Source organism: Streptomyces sp. NPDC024555, from assembly GCF_055559335.1.
Genome location: NZ_JBVHKV010000008.1, coordinates 255,716 through 282,655, shown reverse-complemented (window position 1 = coordinate 282,655; position 26,940 = coordinate 255,716). Strand labels below are relative to the sequence as shown.

Genomic DNA, 26,940 nt, shown 5'->3' with positions numbered 1-26,940 from the left:
GTGACGGGGTGACCGAGCCACCAGAAGCCTCCGACGCAGCCGCGCAGCCCACGCCCGGTGCCGGCGCCGTACCGACGTCGGCCACCGGCCGCGCCACCGACCCGCCGCCCGCGGGCGGCCCCTCCCGCCTCGCCGGTGCCGTACCGAAGTCCGTCACCGGCCGCGCCACCGCCGCCGGTGTGATCGTCTCCCTCCTGCTGGTCCTGGCCATCGTGCTCGGCAGCCGGCTCCTGGAGAACTTCGACTCCGCGCTCCTGCCGTACGCCGTGGCCACGGTCTTCCTCGCCTTCGGCGTCGCCTACCGCTACACGGTCTGGGTCTCCGCCCCGGGGGCCCGACGGCTGTTCAAGAAGGGATGGGGAAGCCTCTTCTCCGCCGAGAACTTCCGCAAGGCCCCCACCGCGCTGCCGAAGATGATCGCCACCTACCTCGGCTTCCAGAAGTTCCTCGGCGCCCGCTCGCACGCCCGCTGGGCCGCCCACCAGCTGATCTTCTGGGGCTGCATCCTGGCCGCGCTGATCACCTTCCCGCTCACCTGGGGCTGGTTCACCTTCACCTCGGGCACCGGCTCGGGCCCCGGCTACGAGATGCGGATCTGGGGCTTCAAGATCATCGGATTCGACTCGCTGGACTTCCTCGGCTGGCTGATGTTCCACGGCCTCGACATCGCCGCCGTCCTCGTCATCCCCGGCGCCTCCTACTTCCTGTGGCGCCGGATGAAGGACCGAGGGGCCGTCACCGGACAGCGGTTCGCCTACGACCTGGTGCCGCTGATCGCGCTGATCGTCATCTCCGTGACCGGACTGCTCCTCACCTTCTCCTCGATCTTCCTGCACGGCGGGGGCTACGAGTTCCTCGCGATCCTGCACATGGTGTCGGTGGTCTTCGCCCTCATCTACATCCCCTTCGGGAAGTTCTTCCACATCGTCCAGCGCCCGGCCGCCGTCGGCATGCAGCTGTTCAAGTACACCGGCCGGCAGGACGACCAGGTCTTCAGCTGCCGCCGCTGCGAGGAACCGATCGACACCGCCCCCTACGTCGACAACCTCCGCGGCACCATGCGCGACCTCAGCCTCGGCTTCGACGAGTGGGCCGAGTACTGCCCGCGCTGCAAGCGGGTGCTGCGCGGCAGCGCCTACCTCTCCCAGGTGAAGAAGGGCTTCAAGTGACCGCGGACCCGCACGCCGGCACCCCTGCGACCGTGCCCCTCGACCCCTCCCTCGCCCCGCCCGGCACCCGCGGCTTCCGCGACGCCGGAGGCATCCCCGCCGACCAGTGGCACGCCGACCAGAACGGGGAGACGCTCGTCCCCACCCACTGCTGCTTCTGCGGCGTCCAGTGCGGGATGTACCTGCGCGTCGACCACGGGGGCAAGGTCTTCGGCGTCGAACCCCGCAACCACGACATCAACCGGATGCGGCTCTGCCCCAAGGGCATCAACGCCTACCAGCAGATCAACCACCCCGACCGGCTCACCGCCCCGCTCATGCGCCGCTCCCGCGACGAGGAGTTCCGCGAGGTCTCCTGGGACGAGGCCCTCGACTTCACCGTGTCCGAGATCAAGCGCATCCAGCAGGCCCACGGCAAGGACGCCTTCGGACTGCTCGGCGGCGCCAGCCTCTTCTCCGAGAAGACGTATCTGGTCGGCAAGTTCGCCCGCGTCGCGCTGAAGACCCGGCACGTCGACTACAACGGCCGGCTCTGCATGGTCAGCGCGGCGGGCGCCAACAAGCTCGCCTTCGGCATCGACCGGGCCGGCAACCCCTTCTCCGACATCCTCCTCACCGACTGCCTGCTGATCGCCGGATCCAACGTCGGCGAGTGCTTCCCCGTGATGACCCAGTACGTCTGGGGCGCCCGGGACCGGGGCGCCAGCCTCATCGTCGTCGACCCGCGCGAGACCGCCATCGCCCGCACCGCCGACATCCACGTGGCCCTCAAACCCGGCACCGACTCCGCGTTCTTCAACTCCGTGCTCCAGGTCGTCGTCGAGGAAGGACTCACCGACGAGGCCTATCTCGCCGCCCACACCACCGGATGGGAGGAGGTGAAGGCCAAGGTCGCCGAGTACCCGCCGGCCCGCGCCGCCGAGATCTGCGGCATCCCCGCCGAACAGATCGTCCAGGTCGCCCGCACCTTCGCCCGCGCCCCCAAAGCCATGGCCTGGCACGCCCGCGGCATCGAGCACCACTCCCAGGGCGTCGAGAACTGCCTCACCGTGATCAACCTCTGCACCGCCACCGGACACATCGGCAGGCCCGGCGCCGGCTACGGCACCATCACCGGCCAGGGCAACGGCCAGGGCGGCCGCGAGCACGGCCAGAAGTCCGACCTGCTCCCCGGCGGCCGCTCCATCACCAACCCCGAGCACCGCCGTCAGATCTGCGAGATCTGGGGCATCGAGGAGTCCGAACTCCCGCCCGCCGGCACCTCCATGATGGAAATGGTCTGGCAGATGCAGCGCCGCGAGATCCGCGGCCTGATCGGCATCTGCAACAACCCCTTCGTCTCGCTCCCCAACTACCAGGTGGTCAAGAGCGGTTACGACACCGCCGAGTTCCACGCCCAGTGCGACTTCTTCCTCTCCGAGACCGCGGCCAACGCCCACGTCGTCTTCCCCGTCACCACCTGGGCCGAGGACGACGGCGTCATGGCCAATGCCGAGGCCCGGGTGGTCAAGCACAACAAGGCCCAGGAACCGCCGCCGGGCGTGCGCACCGACACCTGGGTGATGTGCGAACTGGCCCGGCGCCTCGGCGCCGGTGACAAATTCGCCTTCGACGACTCCCGGGCCGTCTTCGACGAACTGCGGATCGCCTCCGCCGGAACCGTCAACGACTACTACGGCATCACCTACGAACGTCTGGAGGAGACCGGCGGGATCGCCTGGCCCTGCCCCTCCACCGACCACCCCGGCACCCCCCGCCTCTTCGAGGACGGCCGGACCTACCACCCCGACGGCAAGATCCATATGCAGGTCGTCGAATGGCACCTGCCGATGGACCCGTACGACGACGAACACCCCATGTCCCTCACCACCGGCCGCACCGTCGCCCACTTCCTCTCCGGCAACCAGACCCGCCGCCTCGGCGGCCTCGTCGAGCAGACCCCGCGCCCCTGGGTCGAGGTCCACCCCTCGCACGGCTTCCGCAACGGCGAACCCGTCCGCGTCGTCACCCGGCGCGGCAGCGAGGTCTTCCCCGCCCTGGTCACCGAGGCGATCCGCCCCGACACCGTCTTCGTCCCGTATCACTGGCCCGTCCCCACCGCGGCGAACGCGCTGACCATCGACGCGCTGGACCCCCGCTCCAAGATCCCCGAGTACAAGGTGTGCGCCTGCCGCATCGAGCACGCCGAGAAGATCGACGAGGTCCCCGCGCCCCCGGTCCCGCCCGGCCACGTCGCCTACCCCGGAGCCCAGGTCTCCCGGACGGACCCGCTGCCGCCCACGTCCCCGCAGGGCCGCGGCACCTCGGAAAGGAGCTGACGCCCCATGATGGGCAGAACGATCTTCATCGACCCGGGGCGCTGCATCGGCTGTCAGGCCTGCGTCTCCGCCTGCCGCGAATGCGACTCGCACCGCGGCAAGTCGATGATCCACCTCGACTACACCGACGAGGGCCATTCCGTCGCCTCCCTTCCCACGGTCTGCATGCACTGCGAGGACCCCGTCGCCCCGTGCGCCGAGGTCTGCCCCGCCGACGCGATCCTGGTGACCGCGGACGGCGTGGTCCAGCAGGCCGACACCACCCGCTGCATCGGCTGCGCCAACTGCGTCAACGCCTGCCCCTTCGGCGTTCCCAAGATCGACCTCCAGGCGAAGCTCCAGATGAAGTGCAACCTCTGCTACGACCGCACCGCCTACGGCCTCGCCCCCATGTGCGCCACCGTCTGCCCCACCGGCGCCCTCTTCTACGGAACCGTCGAGGAGCTCCAGGCCGAGCGCCCCGGTGTCCAGGTCGCCGACAGCTTCGTCTTCGGCGAGAGCGAGGTCCGCACCGGCGTGGCCATGGTGGTCCCCGCCGAACGCGTCCAGTGGCCGGTGCCGGGCGGCCTGCCCGTCGTGGAGATCAACGGGAAGGACGTCCGCCGATGAGCGTCACCGAACAGCCGCCCTCCGGGGACCCCCGCGAGGCCCTCCACGACCGGATCGCCGCCGATTCGCTCACCACCCGCCGCGACTACCTGCGGATCGTCGCCACGGTCTCCGGCGGCCTCGCCGTCGGCGGCCTGGGTGTGGCCGGAGGCATGCTGCCCCGCCACGGCGACCCCGAGGACGGCAAGGCACCCGCGCCCAAGCGGATCGCCGCCCAGTTGCTGCCCGGGGAGTCCGTCTCCTTCCACTACCCCGAGGAGGAGGACCGCGCGGTCGCCGTACGCCTCGACGACGGCACCCTCGTCGGTTACTCCGCCATCTGCACCCACCTCGCCTGCGCGGTCCTGTGGCGCAAGGACCGGGGCTCCGAGGGCGAGCTGTACTGCCCCTGCCACGAGGGCGTCTTCGACGCCCGCACCGGCGAGGTCACCGCGGGGCCCCCGCCGCGCGGGCTGCCCAAGGTCGTCCTCACCGAGCAGACCGACGGCAGCGTCTGGGCCGTCGGCACCACCCGCTCCGGCGAGAGCATCGAGCACGGGCTCTGCCGCCAGCTCGGCAGCGACCGCCCGGACCTCGCCTCCCGGATCGGCTGCCCCGGAGTGCGCAGGGGTGCCGAGGCGCCCGACGCTCCGGGCACCACCGGCACCGGGGCCGTCGCGCCCGAGACCCCGGGCAGGCCGGCATGAGCGACGCCGAGCGGCCCGGCACCCCGGGCTATCCCGAGTACCACCCCGGCAGCGCCCGTCCGGAACTCAACCGGCCGGTCCACGAGCGCTATCCCCAGATCCGCCCCACCAGCGGCTACGGCGACCCCCGCGTCCACCACACCGGCCCGGGGCCCGGCGCGGGCACCGACCAGGAGCCCGAACGGTCCTCGAAGCTGACCGCCCGGCTCGTCCTGGCCATGACCGTCGTCATCGGCCAGCTCTGGGGGCTGACGGTCATCGTCGACGAGTGGATGGAGGGCCACACCGGCACCGCCTGGTGGGGAGCCGGGTTCCTGTGCCTGTCGTTCCTCGTCGTCCTCGGGCTGTGGTGGCTCGACCCGAAGGACCGCTGACCCGGGACCCCGGCGGCCGGGAGGCTCCCGGTCCCGGGGCCGCGGCGGCCGTGCCCGCGGCGGCCGTACCCTGGACGTATGAGTACCGCCCCCGCCCCCGGCCCGCGCGACGCGAAGCCGGACGCACCGGCCGGGTCCGAGCCGAAGCCCCGGCCGGCCCTGGTCTTCGACGATCCGCTGGACCAGCAGTCCTCGGACGATACGGACCGGGGCTGGGGTGAGCGGGCCCCCTCGGCCGGCAGTGCGGCCGATCTCGCGCGTTTCCTCGACGAGAAGCCGCCGCACCACATCTGACCCACCGGGTCCGGGACCGCCGCAGCGCACCGGCCCCCGGCGCGCTACTCCCGCGCGCCGCCCTCCGCGGGCCCGCCGCCCCCGGCGCGCTGGGCGACCAGCGTGTCGCGGATCTCCTTGAGGACCTCCAGCTCGGTGACCTCCAGGGTCTCCTGCACGCCCTCCTTCGCGGCCTCCTGGTCCGCCCGGCGGGCGAAGTACTTCGCCATGGGCAGGACCATGAGGAAGTAGACGACGGCCGCGGTGATCAGGAAGCTCAGGGTGGCGCTGAGCACCGAACCCCACAGGATCCGGATTCCCTCGGTCGCCTCGCCCGTCTTCGGGTCCGTCACACAGGGGCCCTTGAGACAGGAGCTGTAGCTCTCCAGGTCCTTGGTGCCGAAGGCGCCGACGAGCGGATTGATGACGCCCTTGACGACGGAGTTCACGATGTTCGTGAACGCGGCGCCGATGACGACCGCGATCGCCAGGTCGACCACATTGCCGCGCAGCAGGAAGGCCTTGAAGCCCTCCAGCAGACTGACCTTCTTCTTCTCGCTCACGGGGGAGCCGTCCTTCGCATGTGCCATAAGTGGAGTCAACTGTTCCGAAACTTACGGCAGTAGAGGGAGAAACCACCCCATTCACGGCTGATGTCAGGTGACATGATGGTTCGTCAGTACGAATCAGCACAGGACCACCGCCAGCCCGGCCGTCATCCCGGCACCCGCGAGCCTCGTGGCCGTCGCCCTCGGCACGGACAGCACGACCAGGGCGCCGTCGCTCCCGGAGACCTCGCCGGCCGGCGACGGCACCCGGTCCACCCGGGCCCCCTCGGCGAGCACCCGGCCCCCGGCCCCGTCCGCGCCGGGCGCGACGACGTCCACCCGGTCTCCCGGCCGCAACAGCCGTACGGCCGCCGCGTCGGCGATCCGGACCGGCGCCGACACCAGCGGTGCCGGGGGCGAGGCGCGCTCCGGCGCCGTACCGGCCGCCACGGCCCTCGGCCCGCCCCCGGGGTCGCCCCGCTCGCCCCCGACCGCCCCCGAGGCGGCGAGCGCCGCCGCCGTCAGCGCCAGTCCGGCCGCCAGGGCCCGACGCTGCCGCCGCACCGCCCGCCGCAGCCGGTGTCCGACGCCCCCGCGCACCCGGAGCGGGGGAAAGGGCGGCACCCCGCACGGCGGGGGCGCGGCCGCGGGCGGAGGAAGGGGCGAGGGCGCGGACGTGGAGCGGGAACAGGATGTGGAGGGGGAGCGGGGTGTGGAAGGGGATCCGTACGAGGACATGACGAACACCGCCCGGAGTGGGAGCGACAGGGACCGGAGTCCGGGCGGCCGTCGCCCGGAACGGGCCGGACAACGGAAACCGGACCGCGGGGCCCGGCCACCGGTTCTCCGGCGCACGGCTCCCACGATCCGGCATCCGCACGATTCCCGCCGAGCCCTGTGGACGGTCCACAGCTTGGGGAAAACTCCCTCACCCGCAGGAGGGACGTCCGCGGCGCACCGCGCTACGGCAGCTCGATCCCCGTGTCGATCCCGTCCAGCGCGTGCGCGCACGCGCACACGCGCTCCTTCGGGAGGCCGGTCACCGTGTCGAAGAGGACCGCGCGCAGCCGGTCGACATTGGCCGCGAACGCCTTCAGCACCTCCTCGTGGGAGACGCCCTCACCGGCCTCGGCGCCCGCGTCCAGGTCCGTGACCAGTGTCATCGTCGTGTAGCAGAGGCCCAGTTCACGGGCGAGCACGGCCTCCGGGTGACCCGTCATACCGACCACCGACCAGCCCATCGCGGCATGCCAGCGCGATTCGGCGCGGGTCGAGAAGCGGGGGCCCTCGACGACCACCAGCGTCCCGCCGTCCACGGCCTCCCAGTCCCGGCCGCGGGCCGCCGCCAGAGCGGCCCTGCGGCCCTCGGCGCAGTACGGGTCCGCGAAGCCGAGGTGCACCACGTTCGGCACCGTGCCGTCCGCCCAGGGCTCGCCGTCGTAATAGGTCTGGACGCGCGACTTCGTACGGTCCACGAGCTGGTCCGGCACCAGCAGCGTCCCCGGGCCGTACTCCGGACGCAGACCGCCCACCGCGCACGGGCCGAGCACCTGGCGGACACCGACCGAACGCAGCGCCCACAGATTGGCGCGGTAGTTGATGCGGTGCGGCGGCACATGGTGGCCACGGCCGTGCCGGGGCAGGAACGCGACCTGCCGGCCGCCGATCTCACCGAGGAAGACGGAGTCGCTGGGCGCTCCGTAGGGGGTGTCCACGCGGACCTCGGTGACGTCCTCCAGGAAGGAGTACAGCCCCGAGCCGCCGATCACGCCGATCTCTGCATTGGTCGCCATGCGGGCCACAGTAGGCGCTGGGCCGCGCGGGCGGCCGACCCGGCCGGGAATACCAGGGACCCCACCGAATCGTTCGGAGGGGTCCCAGGTGAAGAGGGGTGCGCGCTGCTCAGGCGGCCGACGAACCGCTCGACGAGGCGGAGGACGACGAGGACGACGTCGAGGAGCCGGACGATCCGGAGGACGAGGCCGACGCGGTGGCCGACGACTTCGTGTCCGTACCGGAGCCCGAGGAGCCGGAGCCCTTCGAGGCGGTCGAGGCGGGCGTGCTGCTCGACGAGGAGCCGCGGCTGTCGTTCCGGTAGAAACCGGAGCCCTTGAAGACGATGCCGACCGCCGAGAACACCTTCTTCAGGCGTCCGTTGCAGTTCGGGCACACCGTGAGGGCGTCATCGGTGAACTTCTGCACCGCTTCGAGGCCCTCGCCACACTCGGTGCACTGGTACTGGTAGGTCGGCACTTGTTCCTCCTGGCACTCTTACTCGATGAGTGCTAACGACGCTCCATAGTGACGTATTCCGCGGGATCAGTCCACCGTGACCGGCCCGCGGTGACCGATCCCACGTGCCACCGTCCGCCCCCGGTCCCTCGGCAGCAGCCGGGACCGCAGCGTCACCAGGGTCACCAGAGCGAGGGCCGTACCCACCAGCGGCACCAGGAATCCGGTGCTCGCCCCATGGGCGTCGGCGAGCCGTCCGGCCACCGTCACGGCGGCCGCCTGGCCGAGGGCGACCGAGCCCGTCAGCCAGGTGAACGCCTCGGTCCGCGCGGTCCCCGGGACCAGGGCCTCCACCAGGGTGTAGCCGCTGATCAGGGCGGGTGCGATGGAGAGGCCGACCAGCAGTCCGAGCCCGGCCAGCAGCGGCACCGAGTGCACGGCCCACAGCCCCGACGCGGTGAGCGCCAGCGCCGTGTACCCGGCGATCAGCCGGCGCCGCGGCCCGCTCTTCCAGGCGATCGCGCCGCAGGCGATCCCGGCCAGCATGTTGCCGGCCGCGAAGATCCCGTACAGCAGACCGTTCGCACCGGGGCTGCCGATCTCCTCGGCGAAGGCGGTCAGCGAGACCTGCATCCCGCCGAAGACCGCGCCGATCCCGAGGAAGGCCACGGCGAGCACCCGGACGCCCGGGACGGACAGCGCGGAGGCGTGGCGCGGCGCTCCGGCGGCGGGCGCCGGGCGGACCGGCGGCTGGGTGGCGCGCCGGGCGGCGAAGAGCAGTCCGCCGGCCAGGGTCAGGGCGGCCTCGGCGATCAGCCCGGCCGCCGGGTGCACGCCGGTGCACAGCGCGGTGGCGAGCACGGGTCCGATGACGAACGTGAACTCGTCCGTCACCGACTCGAACGCCGCCGCCGTCGCCAGCAGCGGCGAGGCCTCCCGGCCCGGCCCCGCACCGAGCACGGCCGCCCAGCGGGCCCGGACCATCGGCCCGATCTGCGGCACCGACGCACCGGTCGGGACGGCCGCGGCGAACAGCGCCCACATCGGGGCGTCCGCCAGCGCCAGCGCGGTCAGCCCGGAGACCGAGGCGGCGTGCACGAGGACGCCGGGGACCAGCACGGCGCGCTGGCCGAAGCGGTCGGCGAGCTTGCCGGTCTGCGGGGCGAACAGGGCCATGGAGACACCGGTCACGGCGGCGACGGCGCCCGCGCTGCCGTAGGAGCCGGTGGTGTGCTGGACGAGCAGCACGATGCCGATGGTCAGCATCGCGAAGGGCTGCCGTGCGGCGAAGCCCGGCAGAAGGAAGGTCCACGCACCCGGGGTGCGCAGCAGCTGCCCGTATCCGGGGCGCTCGGAGACCGTGGACGCCACGGTCCATGCCTTTCCGCCGCCTGGTGGCCGTGCCCCCGCGGGGCGGACCGGCACGGGGGTGCGGGCCCGGTCGGGAGCTGCCGAGAGCTGTCCTCTTCGCGCGGAACTGCGGTAGATGCCGGGCGCTCGCAGCAGAGGCGGAGGACGCCACGACCGCCATACGGTCGCGCCAGCTCTGCGTCAGGCAGAGTTGGTGGTTCATGCGGCGGTCCGCACGGAACGCGTGGTTCCGGCGGACCTGATTACGTCCCTTCATGCTACAGGCAGCGGATCCGGCGTCCCTCCGGCCGCTGCCCGCGCACACCGGACTCAGTGGTGCGCCTTCTCCTCGTGCGGCTCGGAGTGGCGCTGGGCCGGTTTCCGGGTCCCGGACTCGCGCTTCCCGGATTCCGGTTTCCTGCTCTCCTCGCTCCGGCTCAGCTTCTTGACGGCCTTGAGCGCGCCTGCCACATGCGGGCCGGTGAGCGCTTCCGGGCCTGCCCCACCCGTTCCGGTTCCCAGCCAGCCGGCCAGCTTGCCGCCCTCGCCGATGGCGCGCAGCCGCGCCTCGGTGGCGTCGCGGACCGGATCGGTGGTCACGACGAGCAGCTCGTCCCCGCGGCGCAGCACGGTGGCCGGCGCGGGCACGAAGCTCTTGCCGTCGCGGACGACCAGCGTCACCGCCGCCCCCGAGGGCAGCCGCAGCTCGCCCACCTCGACGCCGTGCATCTTCGACTTCGCCGGGATGGCGACCGACAGCAGATGGCCGCGCAGCCGCTCCAGGGGCGCCGATTCGATGCCCAGGTCGGCGGCCTCGGAGGGGTCCTCGGCGATCCGCAGGGACTTGGCCAGCCAGGGCAGCGTCGGCCCCTGGATGAGGGTGTAGACGACGACGAGGACGAAGACGATGTTGAAGACGCGGGTGGAGCCCTCGATCCCGGACACCATGGGGATGGTCGCCAGGATGATGGGGACGGCACCGCGCAGCCCGGCCCAGGACATCAGAGCCTTCTCCTGCCAGGGCAGCCGGAACGGTGCCAGCGAGACGAAGACCTCCAGCGGCCGGGCCACCACGGTCAGCACCAGGCCCACGATGATCGCGGGCCAGAAGTCGTCGATCAGGTCGTGCGGGGTGACCAGCAGTCCGAGCAGGACGAACATGCCGATCTGGGCCAGCCAGCCGAGCCCGTCGGCGAACCCGCGGGTGGCCGGCCAGTGCGGCAGCTTGGCGTTGCCGAGGATCATCGCGGCCAGGTAGACGGCGAGGAACCCGCTTCCGTGGAGCATCGCGCCGGCCGCGTACGCCGAGACCGCGATGGCCATCACGGCGATCGGGTAGAGGCCGGAGGCGGGCAGTGCCACATGACGCAGCCCGTACGAGCCGAGCCAGCCGACGGCGATGCCCACGGCCGCGCCGATCGCCAGCTCCAGGGCTATCTCGCCGATCAGCACGTACCAGCTGTCGACCGGACCGCGGGTGGAGAAGGCCACCACGAGGATCACCACGGGGGCGTCGTTGAACCCGGACTCGGCCTCCAGGACACCGGTCACCCGGGAGGGCAGCGGCACCTTGCGCAGCACGGAGAAGACCGCGGCGGCGTCCGTGGAGGAGACGACCGCGCCGATGATCAGCGCCTGCCGCCACTCCAGACCGACCAGGTAGTGCGCCCCGGCCGCGGTCACGCCCACGCTCACCCCGACGCCGACGAGGGAGAGCACGGCGGCGGCGGGCAGCGCCGGTCTGATCTCCTTCCACTTCGTGCCGAGGCCACCCTCGGCGAGGATCACGACCAGGGCCGCGTAGCCGATCACCTGCGTCAGTTCCGCGTTGTCGAACTTGACGTCGAAGAGCCCGTCCTGGCCCATGGCGATACCGATGCCGAGGTACAGGAGCAGGCTGGGGAGCCCGCTGCGCGACGAGATGCGCACCGCCGCCACCGCGACGAGCAGGACGAGCGAGCAGACGAGCAGGAGTTCGTTGAGCGTGTGGACAGTCAGTGGCCGGTCCTTTCCCGCGTACGCCTGCCGGAACGACTTCCGGCGGCCAGTACTTCGTTACCTTACCTAATCTTTAACGCTTTCTTGATGCGTTCGAGTATTCGTACGATCGCTACGCAATTCGAACCATCCCGATACCGCGTCGGACCGGCCTCGACGCTGCGCCTATGGTTGCTCCTGCACTCCCAGGACCCTGCCCCTCGAAGGACAGCGATGCCCGCCAACACAATCGCCTCTTCCGGCACCACCGGTACCGCCGGCGGTGGGACCGGCAAGAAGAAAGGGCGACGCGCCCGCCTGATCGTGATCGTGCTGGTCCTGGCGCTCGTCGCGGGCCTCGGTTACGGGACGTACTGGTCGGTGTCCACCGTGCGCGCCTCGTACCCGCAGACCAACGGGACGCTGAAGCTGCCCGGCCTCGACGCCAACGTCGAGGTGAAGCGCGACGGTTACGGCATCCCGCAGATCTACGCGGACTCCGACGCCGACCTCTTCCGCGCCCAGGGCTTCGTCCACGCGCAGGACCGCTTCTGGGAGATGGATGTCCGCCGTCACCTGACCGCGGGCCGCCTCTCCGAGATGTTCGGCTCCGGTCAGGTCGAGACGGACTCGTTCCTGCGCACCCTGGGGTGGCGCAAGGTCGCGCAGGAGGAGTACGACACCGTCCTGTCCGACGACACCAAGAAGAACCTCCAGGCGTACGCGGACGGCGTGAACGCCTACCTCAAGGGGCGCGACGGGGCGGACATCTCCGTCGAGTACGCCGCCCTCGGCCTCACCAACGACTACAAGCCCACCGAGTGGACCCCCGTCGACTCGGTCGCCTGGCTGAAGGCGATGGCCTGGGACCTGCGCGGCAACATGCAGGACGAGATCGACCGCTCGCTGATGACGAGCCGGCTCGACGCCAAGCAGATCGAGGACCTGTACCCGCCCTACCCGTACGAGAAGCACCGGCCGATCGTCGACCAGGGCGGGATCTCGCCGGTCACCGGGAAGTTCGACCCCGAGGCGAAGCCGTCCTCGGGCACCGGCTCGGCCACCGCGCAGGGTGCCGTCGAGGGCCTGACCTCGCAGCTCGGCTCGCTCTCCGACACCCTGGACCAGATCCCCGCCCTGCTCGGCCCGAACGGCACGGGCATCGGCTCCAACTCCTGGGTCGTCTCCGGCAAGTACACGACGACCGACAAGCCGCTGCTGGCCAACGACCCGCACCTGGCCCCGCAGCTGCCCTCGCTCTGGTACCAGATGGGGCTGCACTGCCGCGCCGTCTCGGACACCTGCAAGTACGACACCGCGGGCTACACGTTCTCCGGCATGCCCGGCGTGATCATCGGCCACAACCAGGACATCGCCTGGGGCTTCACCAACCTCGGCGCCGACGTGACCGACCTCTTCCTGGAGAAGGTCTCCGAGGACGGCTACCTGTACGACGGCAGGACCAAGCCGTTCACCACCCGCGAGGAGACCATCAAGGTCGCCGGCGGCAAGGACCGGCACATCACCGTCCGCGAGACGAACAACGGCCCCCTGGTCTCCGACCGCAGCTCCGAACTGGAGAAGGTCGGCCAGAAGGCACCCGTCACCAACGCGGCACCCGACCGCGCGGACGGCTACGGGGTGGCGCTGCGCTGGACCGCGCTCGACCCCGGCCACTCCATGGACGCCGTCTTCGAGCTCAACCGCGCCAAGGACTTCACGAGCTTCCGGGCCGCGGCGCAGCACTTCGAGGTCCCCTCGCAGAACCTGATCTACGCCGACACCAAGGGCCACATCGGCTACCAGGCACCCGGCAAGATCCCGGTCCGCAAGTCCGGCGACGGCTCGATGCCCAGCCCCGGCTGGTCCTCCTCGTACGGCTGGAAGAAGGACCCGATCCCCTTCGACGAGCTGCCCTACGAGTACGACCCCGAGCGCGGCTACATCGTCACGGCCAACCAGGCGGTCATCGACAAGGACACCTACCCCTACCTGCTCACCCAGGACTGGGGCTACGGCAGCCGCAGCCAGCGGATCAACGACCTCATCGAGTCGAAGATCAAGGGCGGCGGCAAGATCTCGACCGAAGACATGCAGAAGATGCAGATGGACAACACCAGCGAGATCGCCGCGCTGCTGGTGCCCGAGCTGCTGAAGATCAACATCTCGGACAAGCACGTCCGCGAGGCGCAGAAGCTGCTGGAGGGCTGGGACTACACCCAGGAAGCCGACTCGGCCGCCGCCGCCTACTTCAACGGGGTCTGGCGCAACATCCTCAAGCTGGCCTTCGGCGACAAGCTGCCCAAGGAGCTGCGCGTCGAGGGCGAGTGCCTGAACGTGCCCCCGGCCAAGAGCTCCGGACCGGTCGACGAACAGAAGAAGCTGGTCCGCGAGTGCGGCCGGCGCGCCCCCGACTCGGCCCAGCCGGACGGCGGCGACCGCTGGTACCAGGTCGTGGCCGACCTCATGGACAAGCCGGACAGCGCGTGGTGGAAGACCCCGGCGAACCGCAAGGACAAGGCGACCGACAGCCGCGACGAGCTGTTCGCCCGCGCCATGGAGGACGCCCGCTGGGAGCTGACCGCCAAGCTCGGCAAGGACATCACCACCTGGAGCTGGGGCCGCCTGCACCAGCTGACCCTGAAGAACCAGACCCTCGGCAAGGAGGGCCCCGGACTGCTCCAGCGGCTCCTCAACCGCGGCCCCTGGAACCTGGGCGGCGGCGAGGCCGCGGTGGACGCCACCGGCTGGAACGCGGCGGGCGGCTACGAGGTCGTCTGGGTCCCGTCGATGCGGATGGTCGTCAACGTGGGGGACTGGGACAAGTCCCGCTGGATCAACCTGACCGGTGCCTCCGGTCACGCCTTCAGCGCCCACTACACCGACCAGACCGACAAGTGGGTCAACGGCGAACTGATCGGCTGGTCCTTCGGGACCAACGCGGTGGCCGGCTCCACGAAGGACACGCTGACGCTGAAGCCGTAGTCATCGGGCGGAGCGGTGCTCTCGGTCGGGGCGGCGGTCACCGGCCGGAGCACTGCTCTCGGTCAGGGTGGCGGTCGCCAGCCGGAGCACTGCTCCGGGGGTGGTGCGCTGATCGCAGATCGGAGCACCGCTCGCATTCGGGGCACTGCTCCTAATGTGGTGCACTGGCCGCAAGCCGGAGCACCGCTCTCGTTCGATATCAGCGCTCAGCGAAGCGCCGGGTGCCCGACGGTGTGACCACGGCGTCCACGGGGTGGTCGTGCGGTTCCTCGGGGACCCGCGCGGTCACCTCGTTGTCGTAGAGCAGGACGACCAGCGCCGGATGGACCCCGGCGGCGGCGAGCCGGGCGAGCACCCGGTCGTAGCTGCCGCCGCCCCGGCCGAGCCGCATTCCGCGCTCGTCGACGGCGAGCCCCGGCAGCAGTACGGCGTCGGCGGCCAGCACGGCATCGGCGCCGAGCCGGGCGCCGGAGGGCTCCAGCAGTCCGCGGCCCGCGCGCTCCAGCCGCTCCGCACCCTCGTAGGGCGCCCAGTCCAGGTCGTTGTCCGGCAGGAGCACCGGGAGGAGGACGCGGACGCCCCGGGCGCGCAGGGTGTCCAGCAGGGCGCGGGTGCCCGGTTCGCGCCCGACCGAGACGTAGGCGGCGACGGTCCGGGCCCCGGCCAGTTCCGGGAGTCCGGGGGCCCGGCGGGCGAGGGCCTCGGCGGCTTCCGCCACCTCCTCGGGGGTCAGGCGCCCGCGTGCGGCGAGCAGTTCACGCCGCAAGAGCGCCTTTGCGGACATGTCGGAGTTCAACGGGGCACCTCCATGCCGTACGTACAGTCATATATGAGTACAAAGTTAACCGGAGACTCATCTTCCCCCCATGTGCCCCGGATATGGTTCTGCGCATGACCCAGTCGAACCCCAGGATCAGCAAGGCCGTCATCCCGGCGGCGGGCCTCGGGACCCGCTTCCTGCCGGCCACCAAGGCCACTCCCAAGGAGATGCTGCCTGTCGTCGACAAGCCTGCCATCCAGTACGTCGTCGAGGAGGCGGTCGCCGCCGGGCTGACCGACGTCCTGATGATCACCGGTCGCAACAAGCGTCCCCTGGAGGACCACTTCGACCGCAATTACGAGCTGGAGTCGGCCCTCACCCGCAAGGGAGACGGGGAACGGCTGCGCAAGGTCCAGGAGTCGAGCGACCTCGCCACCATGCACTACGTCCGCCAGGGCGACCCGCGCGGCCTCGGGCACGCGGTCCTGTGCGCGGAACCGCACGTCGGCGACCAGCCGTTCGCGGTTCTGCTCGGCGACGACCTGATCGATCCGCGCGACCCGCTGCTGACCCGCATGGCCGAGGTGCAGGAGCGCGAGGGCGGCAGCGTGATCGCCCTCATGGAGGTCCCGCCCGCCCTGATCCACCAGTACGGCTGCGCGGCCGTGGAGCCGACCGCCGAGGCCGACGTCCTGAGGGTCACCGGCCTGGTCGAGAAGCCCGAACCGGCCGACGCGCCCAGCAACCTGGCCATCATCGGCCGCTATGTCCTGGACCCCGCCGTCTTCGGGATACTGCGCAGGACCGAGCCGGGCCGGGGCAACGAGATCCAGCTGACCGACGCGCTGCAACTGCTCGCGGCGGACGACAAGGTCGGCGGGCCGGTGCACGGCGTTGTCTTCCAGGGCCGGCGCTATGACACCGGCGACCGGAGCGACTACCTCCGTGCCATTGTCAGACTCGCGTGCGAACGTGAGGACCTGGGCCCGGACTTCCGGACCTGGCTGCGCAGTTATGTCACGGAGGAGATGTAGGACCTTGAGCAGCACGATCTGGTCGGTGGACGAGCACTTGGACGACATCCTCGCCGCGGTGAGGCCGCTCGAACCCATCGAGCTGCAACTGCCCGAGGCCCAGGGCTGCGTCCTGGTCGAGGACGTCGTGGTGGAGATCGCCCTGCCGCCCTTCGACAACAGCTCGATGGACGGGTACGCGGTCCGGATCGCCGATGTCGCGGGCGCGAGCGAGGAGTTCCCCGCCGTGCTCACCGTCGTCGGGGACGTCGCGGCGGGCGACGCCGGACTGCGGGACGGGCGCCGGCTCGGGCCGGGGGAAGCCGCCCGGATCATGACGGGCGCCCCGCTGCCGGAAGGCGCCGAGGCGGTGGTCCCGGTGGAGTGGACCGACGGCGGTACGGGCAGCGGTCCGGCCGCCACCATGCGCGCCCACAGCGACGCGCCGGAGGACGCGGCCGGTGAGGTGCGGGTGCACCGCCCCGTGGAGGCGCGGGCCCATGTCCGGGACCGGGGCAGCGATGTGCGCCCCGGCGATCTGGCGCTGCGCGCCGGCGCCGTGATCGGGCCGCCGCAGATCGGGCTGCTCGCCGCGATCGGCCGCTCCACGGTGAAGGTGCGGCCCCGGCCGCGCGTCGTGGTGATCTCCACCGGCAGCGAGCTGGTGCAGCCCGGCGAGGAGCTGACCGGCGGCCGGATCTACGACTCCAACAGCTTCGCCCTGACGGCCGCCGCGCGCGACGCCGGAGCGATCGCGTACCGGGTGGGTGCCGTCACCGACGACGCGGACGAGCTGCGCGCCACCATCGAGGACCAGCTGATCCGCGCCGATCTCGTGGTCACCACGGGCGGCGTCAGCGTCGGCGCGTACGACGTGGTCAAGGAGGCGCTGTCCTCGGTGGGTGACGAGGACGGGCCGGGCGGCAGCGTGGACTTCCGCAAGCTGGCCATGCAGCCCGGCAAACCGCAGGGTTTCGGCGCCATCGGCCCCGACCACACCCCGCTGCTGGCGCTGCCGGGCAATCCGGTCTCCAGCTATGTCTCGTTCGAACTGTTCGTCCGTCCCGCGATCCGCACGCTGATGGGCCTGCCCGATGTCAGCCGCCCCACCGCGCGGGCGGCCCTGGACACCGGGAAGGCCCTGTCCTCGCCGTCCGGCAAGCGGCAGTTCCTGCGCGGGACGTACGACGCGGAGGCCGGCACGGTCGCCCCGGTCGGCGGTTCCGGATCGCATCTGATCGCCGCGCTGGCCCAGGCGGACGCGCTGATCGTGCTGCCCGAGGACGTCACCTCCGCCGAGCCCGGCGCGGACACCGAGGTGATCCTGCTCCGCTGACCGCCGCCCGGTGGCGGTACGGTGTCTGCCGCTGTGCCGTCCGGGGACACCCCCCGGACCCCGGACCGCACCCGGTGCGGCCCCGGGGCCACCGGCGCCCCTACCCGCTAGGCGGACTTGGTTTTGAGTACGCAGAACAGGCTGACGCACATCGACGAGGCGGGCGCCGCCCGTATGGTCGACGTCTCGGCGAAGGACGTCACCGCGCGCGTCGCCCGCGCCAGCGGCCGGGTCCTCGTCTCGCCGCGCGTCATCGAACTGCTCCGGGGCGAGGGCGTCCCCAAGGGCGACGCCCTCGCCACCGCGCGCATCGCCGGGATCATGGGCGCCAAGCGCACCCCGGACCTCATCCCCCTCTGCCATCCCCTCGCCGTCTCCGGTGTCACGGTCGACCTGTCCGTGGCCGACGACGCCGTCGAGATCACGGCGACCGTGAAGACCACGGACCGCACCGGGGTGGAGATGGAGGCCCTGACCGCGGTGTCGGTGGCCGGACTGACCGTCGTCGACATGATCAAGGCCGTGGACAAGTCGGCCGTCATCACCGACGTCCGGGTCGAGGCGAAGTCGGGCGGCAAGTCCGGCGACTACCGCCGTCCCGCCTCCGGCGGAGCGGACGCGTGAGCGCCCCGGAACCGGCCGCGGGCGGCTACCGCGCCCTCGTGGTGACCGCCTCGAACCGTGCCGCGGCCGGGGTCTACGCCGACAGGGGCGGACCGCTGATCGCCGAGGCGCTGACCGGGCTCGGCTTCGCCGTCGAGGGGCCGCGCGTGGTCCCGGACGGGGATCCGGTGGCCGAGGCGCTGCGGACCGGGGTGGCCGAGGCGTACGACGTCGTCGTGACCACCGGCGGCACGGGCGTCTCGCCCACCGACCGCACGCCGGAGGCGACCCGCTCGGTCCTGGACTACGAGGTGCCCGGCATCCCGGAGGCGATCCGCGCCGAGGGCCGCGACAAGGTCCCGGCGGCGGCGCTGTCCCGGGGCGTGGCGGGCGTGGCGGGGCGTACCCTCGTCGTCAATCTGCCCGGTTCCACGGGCGGGGTGCGCGACGGCCTCGCGGTGCTGGAACGTCTGCTGGTGCACGCCGTCGACCAGTTGCGCGGCGGCGACCACCCTCGACCGGGGAGCCCGAGCTGAACGTCCCGACCTGGCCGGTGATCCTGGTGGACGGCGATGTCGCCCTCCGGCCGATAAAGGTGCGCGACCAGCGCGTGTGGCGCGAGGTCAACCGGCGCAACCGGGACTGGCTGCGGCCCTGGGAGGCGACCGTGCCGCCGCCGGCCCCGGGCGGTCCGGTGGCGCAGCGTCCCACGTACCGTCAGATGGTCCGTCATCTGCGGTCCGAGGCCAACGCGGGCCGGATGCTGCCGTTCGCGATCGAGTACCAGGGGCGGCTGGTCGGGCAGTTGACCGTCGCGGGGATCACCTGGGGCTCGATGTGCTCGGGGCATGTGGGCTACTGGGTGGACCAGGCGGTGGCCGGGCGCGGGGTGATGCCGACCGCGGTGGCGCTCGCCGTGGACCACTGTTTCCAGGTGGTCGGACTGCACCGGATCGAGGTGTGCATTCGCCCGGAGAACGGGCCGAGCCGCCGGGTGGTGGAGAAACTCGGATTCCGCGAGGAGGGGCTGCGTCCCCGTTATCTCCACATCGACGGTGCGTGGCGTGACCACCTCATCTACGCGCTCACCGCGGAGGAGGCCCCGGACGGGTTGCTGCGGCGATGGCACAGGTCGCGGCAGCAGCGGCCGGCGGGTGCGCAGGGTCCCCAGGACCCGCGGGGGCCGCAGGGGCCGGATCAGGCCACGGAATAAAATAAGTGTTCGAATTTGATCGAGTGATGACCGCTAAGGTGCAGGAAAACACCGACTGTTGATCCGAACAATCACAAAAAAAGTCCGTGATATCAGCCGGATCGTGCGACACACCGCGCCAATTGGCGGATGCCTCCACTCAAACCCCTCTACGGTGTGAGATGTGAGCAGCAGCGGCCTCATCTACGCAGTCATCGTCGGGGCCTGGGCCGCCTACTTGGTGCCGATGTGGCTCCGCAGGCAGGACGAGCTGAACGAGGCGCGTCCGACGGAACGCTTCAGCACCGCCATCCGGCTGCTGTCCGGCCGGGCGGCGATGGAGCGCCGTTACGCCAAGGAGCTGCGGGGGCGCACCGACGAGGAGGCGGCGCCCGACGCCGACCCGGACGAGATCACGGACTCCCTGGACTCCGTCGACGTCCGGGCCTTTTCCGCGCCCCCGGCGCACACCGAGCTACGGGTGCACGACCCGGCTCGTACGCCGGAGCGCGCTCCCTCGGGGCGCGCGGGACGCAAACGTCAGGGACGCCCCGCCGGCATCGACGCGGAACGGGCCCGGCGCGCCCGGCGCCTCCAGGTCCTCGCCCGTCGCCGGCGCACCACCGTGCTCCTCTTCCTCGCCTTCACGCTCGGCGCGATCGTCGCGGCCGTCGGCGGACTGCGCTTCCTCTGGGCCCCCGCGGTCCCCGCGGTGCTGCTGAGCACGTACATCGTGCATCTGCGCGCCCAGGAACGGCGCCGGTTCGCCTTCACCATGGACCGCCGCCGCGCCGAGGTCGCCGCCCAGCGGCTGCGCGAGAACCGCCCCCGCCGCCACCAGTCCGCCTCCGCCGCCCCCGTCGAGACCGACGAGGACGCCGAGACGCGCCACCCCGCCCCCGAGCCCACCCCCGCGGTCTCCCCGCAGGAGGCGGGCCGCCGCGCCCTGGTCGAGCAGACGGACCACGCGGAGTGGGTCGACCAGCAGCGCGAACGCGGCCGGGCCCAGGGCGACAGCTGGGAGCCCGTCCCCGTCCCCCTGCCGACCTACGTCACCGCCCCCGTCGCCCCCCGCGCCACCGGCGGCGTCGAGGTAGGCAACCCGGAGACCTGGAGCGCCGCCCGCTCCTCCTCCGCCGAACCCGCCCCCCAGCCCTCCGCCGCCCCCGTGGACCCGGCCCCCCGCCAGCGCTCCACCCCCTCCCGCCGCTCCCGCGAACGCGGCCGCACCCCCCTCTTCGACCAGTACGACGAGGGCGACCGCCCCCGCGCCGCCAACGAGTGACCCCCGCCCCCCGCCGCCGCGACGCCGCCACGGCTGACCAGCGCGGAACGGATTTCCGACCACCCCGTGGAGGGTGCTAGAGTTTCACTCGTCGCAAGGGCCTGTGGCGCAGTCTGGTAGCGCACCTCGTTCGCATCGAGGGGGTCTGGGGTTCAAATCCCCACAGGTCCACTGCAACGAACGTTCTTGAGTTTGCTCAGGAGAGTTCACGAGATCCCGTCCGATCTGATTGATCGGGCGGGATCTCGGCGTTTCCGGGGTCTGTTCGAGGCGCGCCCAAACGAGGTTGTTGCTGGGGACGGGTGCCTGGCGGTCGTGCGGATCTCCGGACCTCTGGGCGGAGGCGGGAGTGGCCACTCAGTCCGTGGACTTCCAGGCAGCGGTGACACACCCTTCCTCCCATTGCCACCACTCCTCCGCCTCGCCGTGCTCCAAGAGGCTGCGGATGCGTCGCAGGTCCGCTTCCGGTGGGACATCGAGCGCCACCATCCCGTACCGCTCGATGCCCTCGCCCGTCGTGCAGAGCTCGTGGAAGGCATCCAGGACGCTCTGCCTGGCCGCAGCCGATCCGTTGTCCTTCACCACGATCAGCCGGATCGTGCAGTTCTCCGAGCGACGGACCGTCTCTCCTGCCCAGAGGGCGCCTTCGCTGTCGGGCTCCACCTCGACGATGTCTCCGCAGGCAACTCCATGTACGAACCAGGGCGTGTTGTCCAAACGCGCAGTGCCGTCACCGAGGTTCACCGCCCACAGGCTTTCGACGGGCGCGGGCGGCCAGCCGTCCTCGTCCATGTCCGTCCGGAAGCGGACCTTTACGTGATTGCCGCTGATGCTCGTCACAGCACCATCATCCAGAGGGGACGATCACCGTTGGGACGAGGCCCATGAAGTCTGCCGACGAGGACGCCCGCGACGGCATCGGCTGCGGGTACGAAGTCGGGAGCGGGTCGTTGGGCGAACCTGGTCGAGGGGGACGCCTTCGCGTGCGAGGGCGAAGGCCAGCGCAAGCATGGCCGCGAGGGCGTTGAAGATATGGGGATCTATGGGGTCAATGGCCTCTTTCCGCCATTTGTGGTCGGCAATGGAATCACCGTGACGGTTAGCCGATCATCGGTGACCGGCATCGGGCGATGGCCCAAATGTGGCCCCTTTGGTTTCGAGCATCAGCCATGCGTGGGTCGAGGGGTAGTGCGCGAGAGGGTGTTGATCATGAATATTCCTCACGATGACTGGCGTCATGGTGGCCCTTGGTGGCTCATTCGGTGCCTGGGGAGGTATCTCCTGGCCTTCCTCGTTTCGGCGCCCGTGCTCGGACTGGTGCTGCCGGCTAAAGACGTGGCGGGGGAGGGAGGGGGCTCTACGTATTGGCAAGGTGTTGGTGCGGCGATCCTCATGACCTGGCTCTTGCTGGCAGTCGTGGGTGTGTGGACGGTGATTGTCCTGTTGGTCATCGTCGGCTTTCGGTCTCGCATGGAAGTCGCGTCATTTCGCCTCCTGGCTGGCGTCTTGCTCTTCCTTCCGTTGTTTGCGATTCCCATGGTTGGGGGTTTTTCGGCTACATTGATCTATTTGTGTGTGCATCTGCTATTTGTGACCGTGCTCATGCCTGTTGCGCCTGGTTCCTCAACTTCGGCCCTTTCCTGATGATTTCCGCCGGATGGGGTAATTGGATCGCGTTTCTCCTTTTGGTCGGGGCCTCTCCCTGAGGGAGCGGCTCGTTGGGCGGAATGCCGTGTTCGTTCATGACGGCGTTCCGCGGGACGCGCGTCGCTCCGCAGCGGTGATCAGGATGCCGAGCAGCACTGCCAGGTCGGCCGCGCCTTCGGCGTCGTCGGCCCAGCGGGTGGTCTGCAGCGGGCGGACTTGGTCGAGAGCGACACCTTCCCGGGCCAGGACGAAGGCCGTCGCCAGCATGGCTGCGCGGGCGTTGCCGTCCTCGAAAGGATGGAAGAAGAGGACGTCGAGGTAGGTCCGTGCGGCACGTGACGGGAGGGGCGGATTCCGTTGAGTGCTTTCGGACAGACAGTGCTCGAACTGCGCCCGCGTACCGGGTGCAAGACCGTAGTGCTCCCGTCCGCCCTTCGCGAACGCCGATAGCGTGCGGAAGCCGACGTGGTCGTGGCCCAACACGATCCGCTGCCACTTCGCCATCAGGGCGAAGGCCAGCGGCTTGCCCTGCTCCGCGTCGGCGAAGGCCACGTCGAGGGCGGTCAGGACCCGCGTGGTTCCCTCGCTGTCCCGTGCACCTCGCGTAGCCGTGAAGAAGCTCCGGAAGCCGTCGTGGGTCGGTGCTCCAGGGGCAGGGGGCGTGCCGCGCCAGGGCGGCCAGGAGATGTCCGGCCGGATGAGCAGCCAGTCGGCGAGGCTGTCCTTGGGCTGGGCGGGCCCGGAGGTCATCCGATGTCGTCCACGCCGCCTGCGAACCGCGAACTCACCGCGTCGACCACCGTGACGTCAGGTTCGGTCCAACTGGCGAACCGGCCACCGACCGCGTTCTCGACGATCTCCTCGGCGCGGCCCTCGGCGAGGCCGTTGGAGGCGAGGAACCACCGGAGGACTTGCATGCAATGCCCGTACCAGCCGCTTTCGGCCTGAGTGCGGTCAGCCACCACGGTGACCAGGCGTGCGCACGCCCGCTCCCAGTACCAGGGGTCCACCGAAGGGATCGTGGTGTTCTCCGGTGGCGCCAGAGCCGCGAACCGTTCCGCCAGGTCCTCCAGCCACCGACGCCATTCCCGAAGGGCCTCGACGATCAGCGGGGCAGTCACTTCCGGGGTCGTCATGGAATGGGATGAACAGCACCAGGCTTCGACGACGCCTCCGTCGAAGTCACCCTCGCCGACTGACCAGTTCCAGCCGCACGCCCACCGGCCGTACCGGTCCGTCAGGAACTCGGTGACGTGATCCGACGAACGCCGGCGAACCTTGTGAGTGTCTTCAACGCTGGGCAGCAAGGGTGCGACAAGGCTCGCCAACTCCTCCGCCGCATCGTCGGCCATCTCGAACGGATGCCGAGCCGGATCCACATCTGCCCACGTCAGGGTGCGTGCCCACAGTTCACTCACCGTCCCACTCTGCCGGGCGAGGCACCTTGACTCCACTCGATATCGAGGGGGCGCCCCGTCAGTGGGAAATGTTCTTCGTCGTTCCGGGGCATTCGGTGGCCCGGTCGCCGGGGATCAGGTCGCGGCCGGGGCGATGTTCTGGTTGGCGTGGAAGAAGTTGTCGGGGTCGTAGTGGCGTTTGACTTCGGACAGGCGGTTGTAGGAGTCGCGGTAGGTGGACCGGACGCGGTCGGTGGATTCTTCCTGGCCGAGGAAGTTGACGTAGGCGCCGCCCATGGAGTGGGGGTGCAGTTCGGTCCAGAAGTCGATGGACCACTGGCGGATCCGTTCGGCGTTGGCGGGGTCGGGGTCGATGCCGGCGACGACGCCGGACCACATGGCGTCGCGGTAGGCCCAGGGGGTCTCGGTGGGGGCGACGCGGTGGGCGGCTCCGTCGACGGGGTACAGGTGCATGGTCGAGAGGGCGGTGGGCAGGGCGCGGCCGTACTTCTCGTAGACCTCGATCGCCTGGTCGGAGATCGCGTCGAAGAAGTCGCCGCGCCAGTACCACTGGAGGCCCTTGGGGATCAGGTCGTCGAACATGGACTGGAGGGCCGGGTAGGGCATGGGGCTGGTGAAGTGGAACGCGGGGGGTGCCGGGTCGTTGACCGGTGCCAGGGTCTCCTCCAGGCGGCCGTCGGCGAGGTCGCCGGTGTAGCACCAGATCACGCCGCACATCTTCTGCCCGTGGATCTCTTCCGGGAAGGGCGGGCCCGGGGGGACGGCCAGCAGGGCGAAGAAGCCGTTGAGTTCGTCGGGCGCGGCGGGGAGGAACTCGCGGTACCAGCGCAGGACCTCGGCCGTCCGCTCGACCGGCCACACGGTCACCGCGACGCCCACGGTGTCGACGGGGTGCAGCCGGTAGGTGAAGGAGGTGACGACGCCGAAGTTGCCGCCGCCGCCGCGCAGGGCCCAGAACAGGTCCGGGTGCTCCTTCTCCGAGGCGGTGACGAACGTGCCGTCGGCCAGGACGACGTCGGCGGCGACGAGACTGTCGATGGTCAGGCCGTACGCCCGGGTCAGATGGCCGTGGCCGCCGCCGAGGGTGAGGCCGCCCACGCCGGTGGTCGACATGATCCCGGCCGGTACGCCGCGCCCGAAGGTGTGCGTCGCGTGGTCCACGTCCGCCAACTGGCTGCCCCCGCCCGCCTGGACCGTGCCGGCGCCGGGGTCGACGCGCACCCACCGCATGGGCGAGAGGTCGAGCGTCAGGCCGCCGTCGATCATGCACAGCCCCGGGCCGCTGTGGCCGCCGCCGCGGACCGCGAGATCGATCCCCGACTCCTGGGCGAAGGCGAGTACGGCGCGTACGTCCGCCGCGTCCACACAGCCGGCGACGGCCGCGGGGCGGCGGTCGATCATGGCGTTGTAGAGGCTGCGGGCCTCGTCGTAGCCCGTGTCCACGGGCGTCACGACAGGTCCCCGTACGGTGTCGCGCAGGGCGGCGAGTGCCGTTGCGTCGATGCTGGTCATGGTCGAACACCTCTGAGCGGTCCCCGGTTCGGGACCTCGACATCACTGTTTCAGTGTGACGCAGGTCACATTGAGGGGCGAGGTGTGGGGCTGCCGGGCTTCGCGATCCGGGTGTTGGTGGCCCCTGCCGGTACCTCTCCTTCGGCGCCAGGGGTGGGGGGACCGGGGGGACTTGGGGCGCCGGACCCCTCGGCCGGGGTGCCGTGGCTAATTTCCTTGATGATCTTGGCGGGGTGGTCGTGGGTGGTCGTGAAGGGCTGATGCGCGCCGCTCCCGTGGTCCGTTCAGCGGGTCGCGGCGGTGATCACGGAGTCGAACGCGGCGGAGAGGGATGCCGTGAGGGACGCGGACTGGCCGAGGTAGCCGTTCACCATCGCGCCGTCGCGCAGGATCATGAGCTGGCGTGCGGTCGTGGCGGCGTCGGGGGCTCCGGCCTCGGTGGCGATGGCGGCGAACTCGTCCAGCATCCATTGGCGGTGCTCGTCGACGACGGCGCGGACGGGGTCCTGCGGGTCCGAGAACTCCGCGGCGGCGTTGATGAACGCGCAGCCGCGGAATCCGGGGGTGCAGCTCGCGGCGCCGATGCCGTCGGCGATCGCGTGCAGTGGGCCCGCCGGGTCGCCCGCCGTGCGGAGGGAGGAGAACCATGCGCGTTCTCCTGCGGCCTGCTGCTGGAGGTAGGCGACGACGAGGTCGCTCTTCGTGGGGAAGTGGCGGTAGAAGGTGACCTTCGTGATGCCCACCCGGGCGATGATGCGGTCCGCGCTCGTTCCACGGATGCCCTCCGCGTAGAACAGCTCGCTCGCGGCCTGGAGGATGCGTTCGCGCGTGGCGGGGCCCCGCCTGCTCCGGGTGCTGTTCGAGGCTTCCTGCTGCATCCGCGCTCTCCGACTTCGTCTCTGCCGCTTGCCTAGGTGTACGGAGTAGTCTACCGTCCTTAAGTAGACGAACTAGTTACTCTACTTAGGGGTGTGCGATGCCGACCATCACCGAATCCACCGAGCCGTCCACGGCGCCGGCGCCCGCACCGGCGTACGCCCGGTCGCTGCGCACGCTCTACTTCGTGCGCTTCGTCTTCGCCGCCGTCTGGGTGGGGACCATGTTCGCGACCGCGGCGAAGGCGTCCGGGCCGAGTGCTCCGCTGACCGTCCTGCTGGTCGTCTATCCGCTCTTCGACGCCGGTGCCGTGCTGTGGCAGTTGCGCGCCGACCCGGACACGGGGCGCGCGAAGGCCGCGGAGTGGACCAACGTCGCGGTCAGCGCCGGGGTCGCCGTCGCGCTCGGGATCTCTTCCTCGATCGCGCTCTCCGGGGCCCTCGCGGTCTGGGGCGTGTGGGCGATCATCGCCGGCGCGCCGCAGCTCGTCGCCGCGATCCGCAACCGCCGCAACGGCGGCCAGGTCGCGCAGATGCTCTCCGGCGGGATCTCGCTCTTCGCCGGTGCGGGCTTCGTCCTCCAGGGCGTCCAGGGAAGCGACAAGATCTCGGGCGTGGCCGGATACGCGGGGCTCGGGGCCCTCTTCTTCCTGATCTCGGCCGTCCTGCTGAGCGTCAGGCTGAAGAAGCGGAGCGCGTACCCCTCCTCGACGGCACCGCGACCGACGGCCTGATCGCAGGCAGCGGTGGTCCCCCTCCGCCCGGCAGCGGCGGCCCC

General features: G+C 71.0%; 27 protein-coding genes and 1 tRNA gene. 16 read left to right on the top strand and 12 right to left on the bottom strand.

Annotated elements, in window-relative coordinates; genetic code table 11:
• Positions 1–8 precede the first annotated feature (8 nt).
• The 6 genes from ACZ4FH_RS16345 to ACZ4FH_RS16320 all read left to right on the top strand — a co-directional run bounded on the left by ACZ4FH_RS16345 (position 9) and on the right by ACZ4FH_RS16320 (position 5,450).
• Positions 9–1,169, top strand: coding sequence for an MFS transporter (locus tag ACZ4FH_RS16345; RefSeq protein WP_467305249.1), 1,161 nt, complete (start codon positions 9–11; stop codon positions 1,167–1,169).
• Positions 1,166–3,487: a molybdopterin oxidoreductase family protein gene (locus ACZ4FH_RS16340; RefSeq protein WP_467305248.1), complete on the top strand. Its 2,322-nt coding sequence runs from the start codon at positions 1,166–1,168 to the stop codon at positions 3,485–3,487. The genes ACZ4FH_RS16345 and ACZ4FH_RS16340 overlap by 4 nt, the downstream gene beginning before the upstream one ends.
• A gap of 6 nt (positions 3,488–3,493) precedes the next feature.
• Positions 3,494–4,096 carry a 4Fe-4S dicluster domain-containing protein gene (locus ACZ4FH_RS16335; RefSeq protein ID WP_383647156.1) on the top strand — a complete coding sequence of 201 codons (603 nt, stop codon included), beginning with the start codon at positions 3,494–3,496 and terminating at the stop codon, positions 4,094–4,096.
• The gene (locus tag ACZ4FH_RS16330) at positions 4,093–4,782 is read left to right on the top strand and encodes a QcrA and Rieske domain-containing protein (RefSeq protein ID WP_467305246.1); all 690 of its coding nucleotides are present in this window, start codon (positions 4,093–4,095) and stop codon (positions 4,780–4,782) included. Before ACZ4FH_RS16335 ends, ACZ4FH_RS16330 begins: the two co-directional genes overlap by 4 nt.
• Positions 4,779–5,156, top strand: a complete 378-nt coding sequence (locus tag ACZ4FH_RS16325; protein ID WP_467305245.1) for a hypothetical protein — start codon at positions 4,779–4,781, stop codon at positions 5,154–5,156. The genes ACZ4FH_RS16330 and ACZ4FH_RS16325 overlap by 4 nt, the downstream gene beginning before the upstream one ends.
• Before the next feature lie 78 nt (positions 5,157–5,234).
• Positions 5,235–5,450, top strand: coding sequence for a hypothetical protein (locus ACZ4FH_RS16320; RefSeq protein WP_467305244.1), 216 nt, complete (start codon positions 5,235–5,237; stop codon positions 5,448–5,450).
• A gap of 44 nt (positions 5,451–5,494) precedes the next feature.
• Here the strand turns inward: ACZ4FH_RS16320 and mscL are convergent, their stop codons facing one another.
• The 6 genes from mscL to ACZ4FH_RS16290 all read right to left on the bottom strand — a co-directional run bounded on the left by mscL (position 5,495) and on the right by ACZ4FH_RS16290 (position 11,530).
• The gene (gene mscL, locus ACZ4FH_RS16315; protein WP_383647129.1) at positions 5,495–6,019 is read right to left on the bottom strand and encodes a large conductance mechanosensitive channel protein MscL; all 525 of its coding nucleotides are present in this window, start codon (positions 6,017–6,019) and stop codon (positions 5,495–5,497) included.
• Positions 6,020–6,115: 96 nt separating this feature from the next.
• Positions 6,116–6,577: a hypothetical protein gene (locus ACZ4FH_RS16310; protein ID WP_467305242.1), complete on the bottom strand. Its 462-nt coding sequence runs from the start codon at positions 6,575–6,577 to the stop codon at positions 6,116–6,118.
• Between the two features lie 362 nt (positions 6,578–6,939).
• A complete protein-coding gene (locus ACZ4FH_RS16305; RefSeq protein ID WP_467305241.1) occupies positions 6,940–7,770 on the bottom strand; it encodes an S-methyl-5'-thioadenosine phosphorylase in 831 nt (276 codons plus the stop codon).
• A gap of 109 nt (positions 7,771–7,879) precedes the next feature.
• The gene (locus tag ACZ4FH_RS16300; protein ID WP_467305240.1) at positions 7,880–8,230 is read right to left on the bottom strand and encodes an FmdB family zinc ribbon protein; all 351 of its coding nucleotides are present in this window, start codon (positions 8,228–8,230) and stop codon (positions 7,880–7,882) included.
• Between the two features lie 66 nt (positions 8,231–8,296).
• Positions 8,297–9,580, bottom strand: coding sequence for an MFS transporter (locus tag ACZ4FH_RS16295; RefSeq protein WP_467305239.1), 1,284 nt, complete (start codon positions 9,578–9,580; stop codon positions 8,297–8,299).
• 309 nt (positions 9,581–9,889) lie between these two features.
• On the bottom strand, positions 9,890–11,530 hold the full coding sequence (locus tag ACZ4FH_RS16290; RefSeq protein WP_467305384.1) for a potassium/proton antiporter: 1,641 nt from the start codon (positions 11,528–11,530) through the stop codon (positions 9,890–9,892).
• A 240-nt stretch (positions 11,531–11,770) separates the two neighbouring features.
• Between ACZ4FH_RS16290 and ACZ4FH_RS16285 the strand changes: the two genes are divergently transcribed.
• Positions 11,771–14,521 (top strand): penicillin acylase family protein, encoded by a 2,751-nt coding sequence (locus ACZ4FH_RS16285; protein WP_467305238.1) that lies wholly within the window; start codon positions 11,771–11,773, stop codon positions 14,519–14,521.
• 199 nt (positions 14,522–14,720) lie between these two features.
• Here the strand turns inward: ACZ4FH_RS16285 and ACZ4FH_RS16280 are convergent, their stop codons facing one another.
• A complete protein-coding gene (locus ACZ4FH_RS16280) occupies positions 14,721–15,305 on the bottom strand; it encodes a 5-formyltetrahydrofolate cyclo-ligase (protein WP_467305237.1) in 585 nt (194 codons plus the stop codon).
• A gap of 107 nt (positions 15,306–15,412) precedes the next feature.
• Between ACZ4FH_RS16280 and galU the strand changes: the two genes are divergently transcribed.
• From galU to ACZ4FH_RS16245, 7 genes are all read left to right on the top strand, one after another.
• The gene (gene galU / locus ACZ4FH_RS16275; RefSeq protein WP_467305236.1) at positions 15,413–16,315 is read left to right on the top strand and encodes a UTP--glucose-1-phosphate uridylyltransferase GalU; all 903 of its coding nucleotides are present in this window, start codon (positions 15,413–15,415) and stop codon (positions 16,313–16,315) included.
• 4 nt (positions 16,316–16,319) lie between these two features.
• Positions 16,320–17,630 carry a molybdotransferase-like divisome protein Glp gene (gene glp / locus ACZ4FH_RS16270; RefSeq protein ID WP_467305234.1) on the top strand — a complete coding sequence of 437 codons (1,311 nt, stop codon included), beginning with the start codon at positions 16,320–16,322 and terminating at the stop codon, positions 17,628–17,630.
• A gap of 123 nt (positions 17,631–17,753) precedes the next feature.
• The gene (gene moaC, locus ACZ4FH_RS16265) at positions 17,754–18,254 is read left to right on the top strand and encodes a cyclic pyranopterin monophosphate synthase MoaC (RefSeq protein ID WP_383647087.1); all 501 of its coding nucleotides are present in this window, start codon (positions 17,754–17,756) and stop codon (positions 18,252–18,254) included.
• On the top strand, positions 18,251–18,769 hold the full coding sequence (locus ACZ4FH_RS16260) for a MogA/MoaB family molybdenum cofactor biosynthesis protein (protein WP_385111384.1): 519 nt from the start codon (positions 18,251–18,253) through the stop codon (positions 18,767–18,769). The genes moaC and ACZ4FH_RS16260 overlap by 4 nt, the downstream gene beginning before the upstream one ends.
• A gap of 17 nt (positions 18,770–18,786) precedes the next feature.
• Positions 18,787–19,446: a GNAT family N-acetyltransferase gene (locus ACZ4FH_RS16255; RefSeq protein WP_467305232.1), complete on the top strand. Its 660-nt coding sequence runs from the start codon at positions 18,787–18,789 to the stop codon at positions 19,444–19,446.
• 163 nt (positions 19,447–19,609) lie between these two features.
• The gene (gene sepX, locus ACZ4FH_RS16250; protein ID WP_467305231.1) at positions 19,610–20,710 is read left to right on the top strand and encodes a divisome protein SepX/GlpR; all 1,101 of its coding nucleotides are present in this window, start codon (positions 19,610–19,612) and stop codon (positions 20,708–20,710) included.
• A 97-nt stretch (positions 20,711–20,807) separates the two neighbouring features.
• A tRNA-Ala gene (locus tag ACZ4FH_RS16245) sits at positions 20,808–20,881 on the top strand.
• A 186-nt stretch (positions 20,882–21,067) separates the two neighbouring features.
• On the opposite strand, the gene ACZ4FH_RS16240 is transcribed toward ACZ4FH_RS16245, so the two are convergent.
• Positions 21,068–21,550, bottom strand: coding sequence for a DUF4265 domain-containing protein (locus tag ACZ4FH_RS16240; RefSeq protein ID WP_467305230.1), 483 nt, complete (start codon positions 21,548–21,550; stop codon positions 21,068–21,070).
• 369 nt (positions 21,551–21,919) lie between these two features.
• On the opposite strand from ACZ4FH_RS16240, the gene ACZ4FH_RS16235 reads away from it, so the two are divergent.
• Positions 21,920–22,354 (top strand): hypothetical protein, encoded by a 435-nt coding sequence (locus ACZ4FH_RS16235; protein ID WP_467305228.1) that lies wholly within the window; start codon positions 21,920–21,922, stop codon positions 22,352–22,354.
• 96 nt (positions 22,355–22,450) lie between these two features.
• On the opposite strand, the gene ACZ4FH_RS16230 is transcribed toward ACZ4FH_RS16235, so the two are convergent.
• The 4 genes from ACZ4FH_RS16230 to ACZ4FH_RS16215 form a co-directional block, all read right to left on the bottom strand.
• The gene (locus ACZ4FH_RS16230) at positions 22,451–23,107 is read right to left on the bottom strand and encodes a Fic family protein (protein WP_467305227.1); all 657 of its coding nucleotides are present in this window, start codon (positions 23,105–23,107) and stop codon (positions 22,451–22,453) included.
• Positions 23,104–23,775, bottom strand: a complete 672-nt coding sequence (locus ACZ4FH_RS16225) for a hypothetical protein (RefSeq protein WP_467305226.1) — start codon at positions 23,773–23,775, stop codon at positions 23,104–23,106. The genes ACZ4FH_RS16230 and ACZ4FH_RS16225 overlap by 4 nt, the downstream gene beginning before the upstream one ends.
• Before the next feature lie 114 nt (positions 23,776–23,889).
• A complete protein-coding gene (locus ACZ4FH_RS16220; RefSeq protein ID WP_467305225.1) occupies positions 23,890–25,287 on the bottom strand; it encodes an FAD-binding oxidoreductase in 1,398 nt (465 codons plus the stop codon).
• Between the two features lie 284 nt (positions 25,288–25,571).
• The gene (locus ACZ4FH_RS16215; protein ID WP_467305223.1) at positions 25,572–26,165 is read right to left on the bottom strand and encodes a TetR/AcrR family transcriptional regulator; all 594 of its coding nucleotides are present in this window, start codon (positions 26,163–26,165) and stop codon (positions 25,572–25,574) included.
• A gap of 98 nt (positions 26,166–26,263) precedes the next feature.
• Between ACZ4FH_RS16215 and ACZ4FH_RS16210 the strand changes: the two genes are divergently transcribed.
• Positions 26,264–26,896, top strand: coding sequence for a hypothetical protein (locus tag ACZ4FH_RS16210; RefSeq protein ID WP_467305222.1), 633 nt, complete (start codon positions 26,264–26,266; stop codon positions 26,894–26,896).
• Positions 26,897–26,940: the final 44 nt, after the last annotated feature.

Coding starts and splice junctions, on each gene's coding strand:
- ACZ4FH_RS16285 (WP_467305238.1), top strand. CDS start 11,771: ATGCCCGCCAACACAATCGCCTCTTCCGGCACCACCGGTACCGCCGGC.
- ACZ4FH_RS16305 (WP_467305241.1), bottom strand. CDS start 7,770: ATGGCGACCAATGCAGAGATCGGCGTGATCGGCGGCTCGGGGCTGTAC.
- ACZ4FH_RS16220 (WP_467305225.1), bottom strand. CDS start 25,287: ATGACCAGCATCGACGCAACGGCACTCGCCGCCCTGCGCGACACCGTA.
- mscL (WP_383647129.1), bottom strand. CDS start 6,019: ATGGCACATGCGAAGGACGGCTCCCCCGTGAGCGAGAAGAAGAAGGTC.
- ACZ4FH_RS16325 (WP_467305245.1), top strand. CDS start 4,779: ATGAGCGACGCCGAGCGGCCCGGCACCCCGGGCTATCCCGAGTACCAC.
- ACZ4FH_RS16215 (WP_467305223.1), bottom strand. CDS start 26,165: ATGCAGCAGGAAGCCTCGAACAGCACCCGGAGCAGGCGGGGCCCCGCC.
- ACZ4FH_RS16280 (WP_467305237.1), bottom strand. CDS start 15,305: ATGTCCGCAAAGGCGCTCTTGCGGCGTGAACTGCTCGCCGCACGCGGG.
- galU (WP_467305236.1), top strand. CDS start 15,413: ATGACCCAGTCGAACCCCAGGATCAGCAAGGCCGTCATCCCGGCGGCG.
- ACZ4FH_RS16320 (WP_467305244.1), top strand. CDS start 5,235: ATGAGTACCGCCCCCGCCCCCGGCCCGCGCGACGCGAAGCCGGACGCA.
- ACZ4FH_RS16230 (WP_467305227.1), bottom strand. CDS start 23,107: ATGACCTCCGGGCCCGCCCAGCCCAAGGACAGCCTCGCCGACTGGCTG.
- ACZ4FH_RS16235 (WP_467305228.1), top strand. CDS start 21,920: ATGAATATTCCTCACGATGACTGGCGTCATGGTGGCCCTTGGTGGCTC.
- ACZ4FH_RS16330 (WP_467305246.1), top strand. CDS start 4,093: ATGAGCGTCACCGAACAGCCGCCCTCCGGGGACCCCCGCGAGGCCCTC.
- ACZ4FH_RS16210 (WP_467305222.1), top strand. CDS start 26,264: ATGCCGACCATCACCGAATCCACCGAGCCGTCCACGGCGCCGGCGCCC.
- ACZ4FH_RS16335 (WP_383647156.1), top strand. CDS start 3,494: ATGATGGGCAGAACGATCTTCATCGACCCGGGGCGCTGCATCGGCTGT.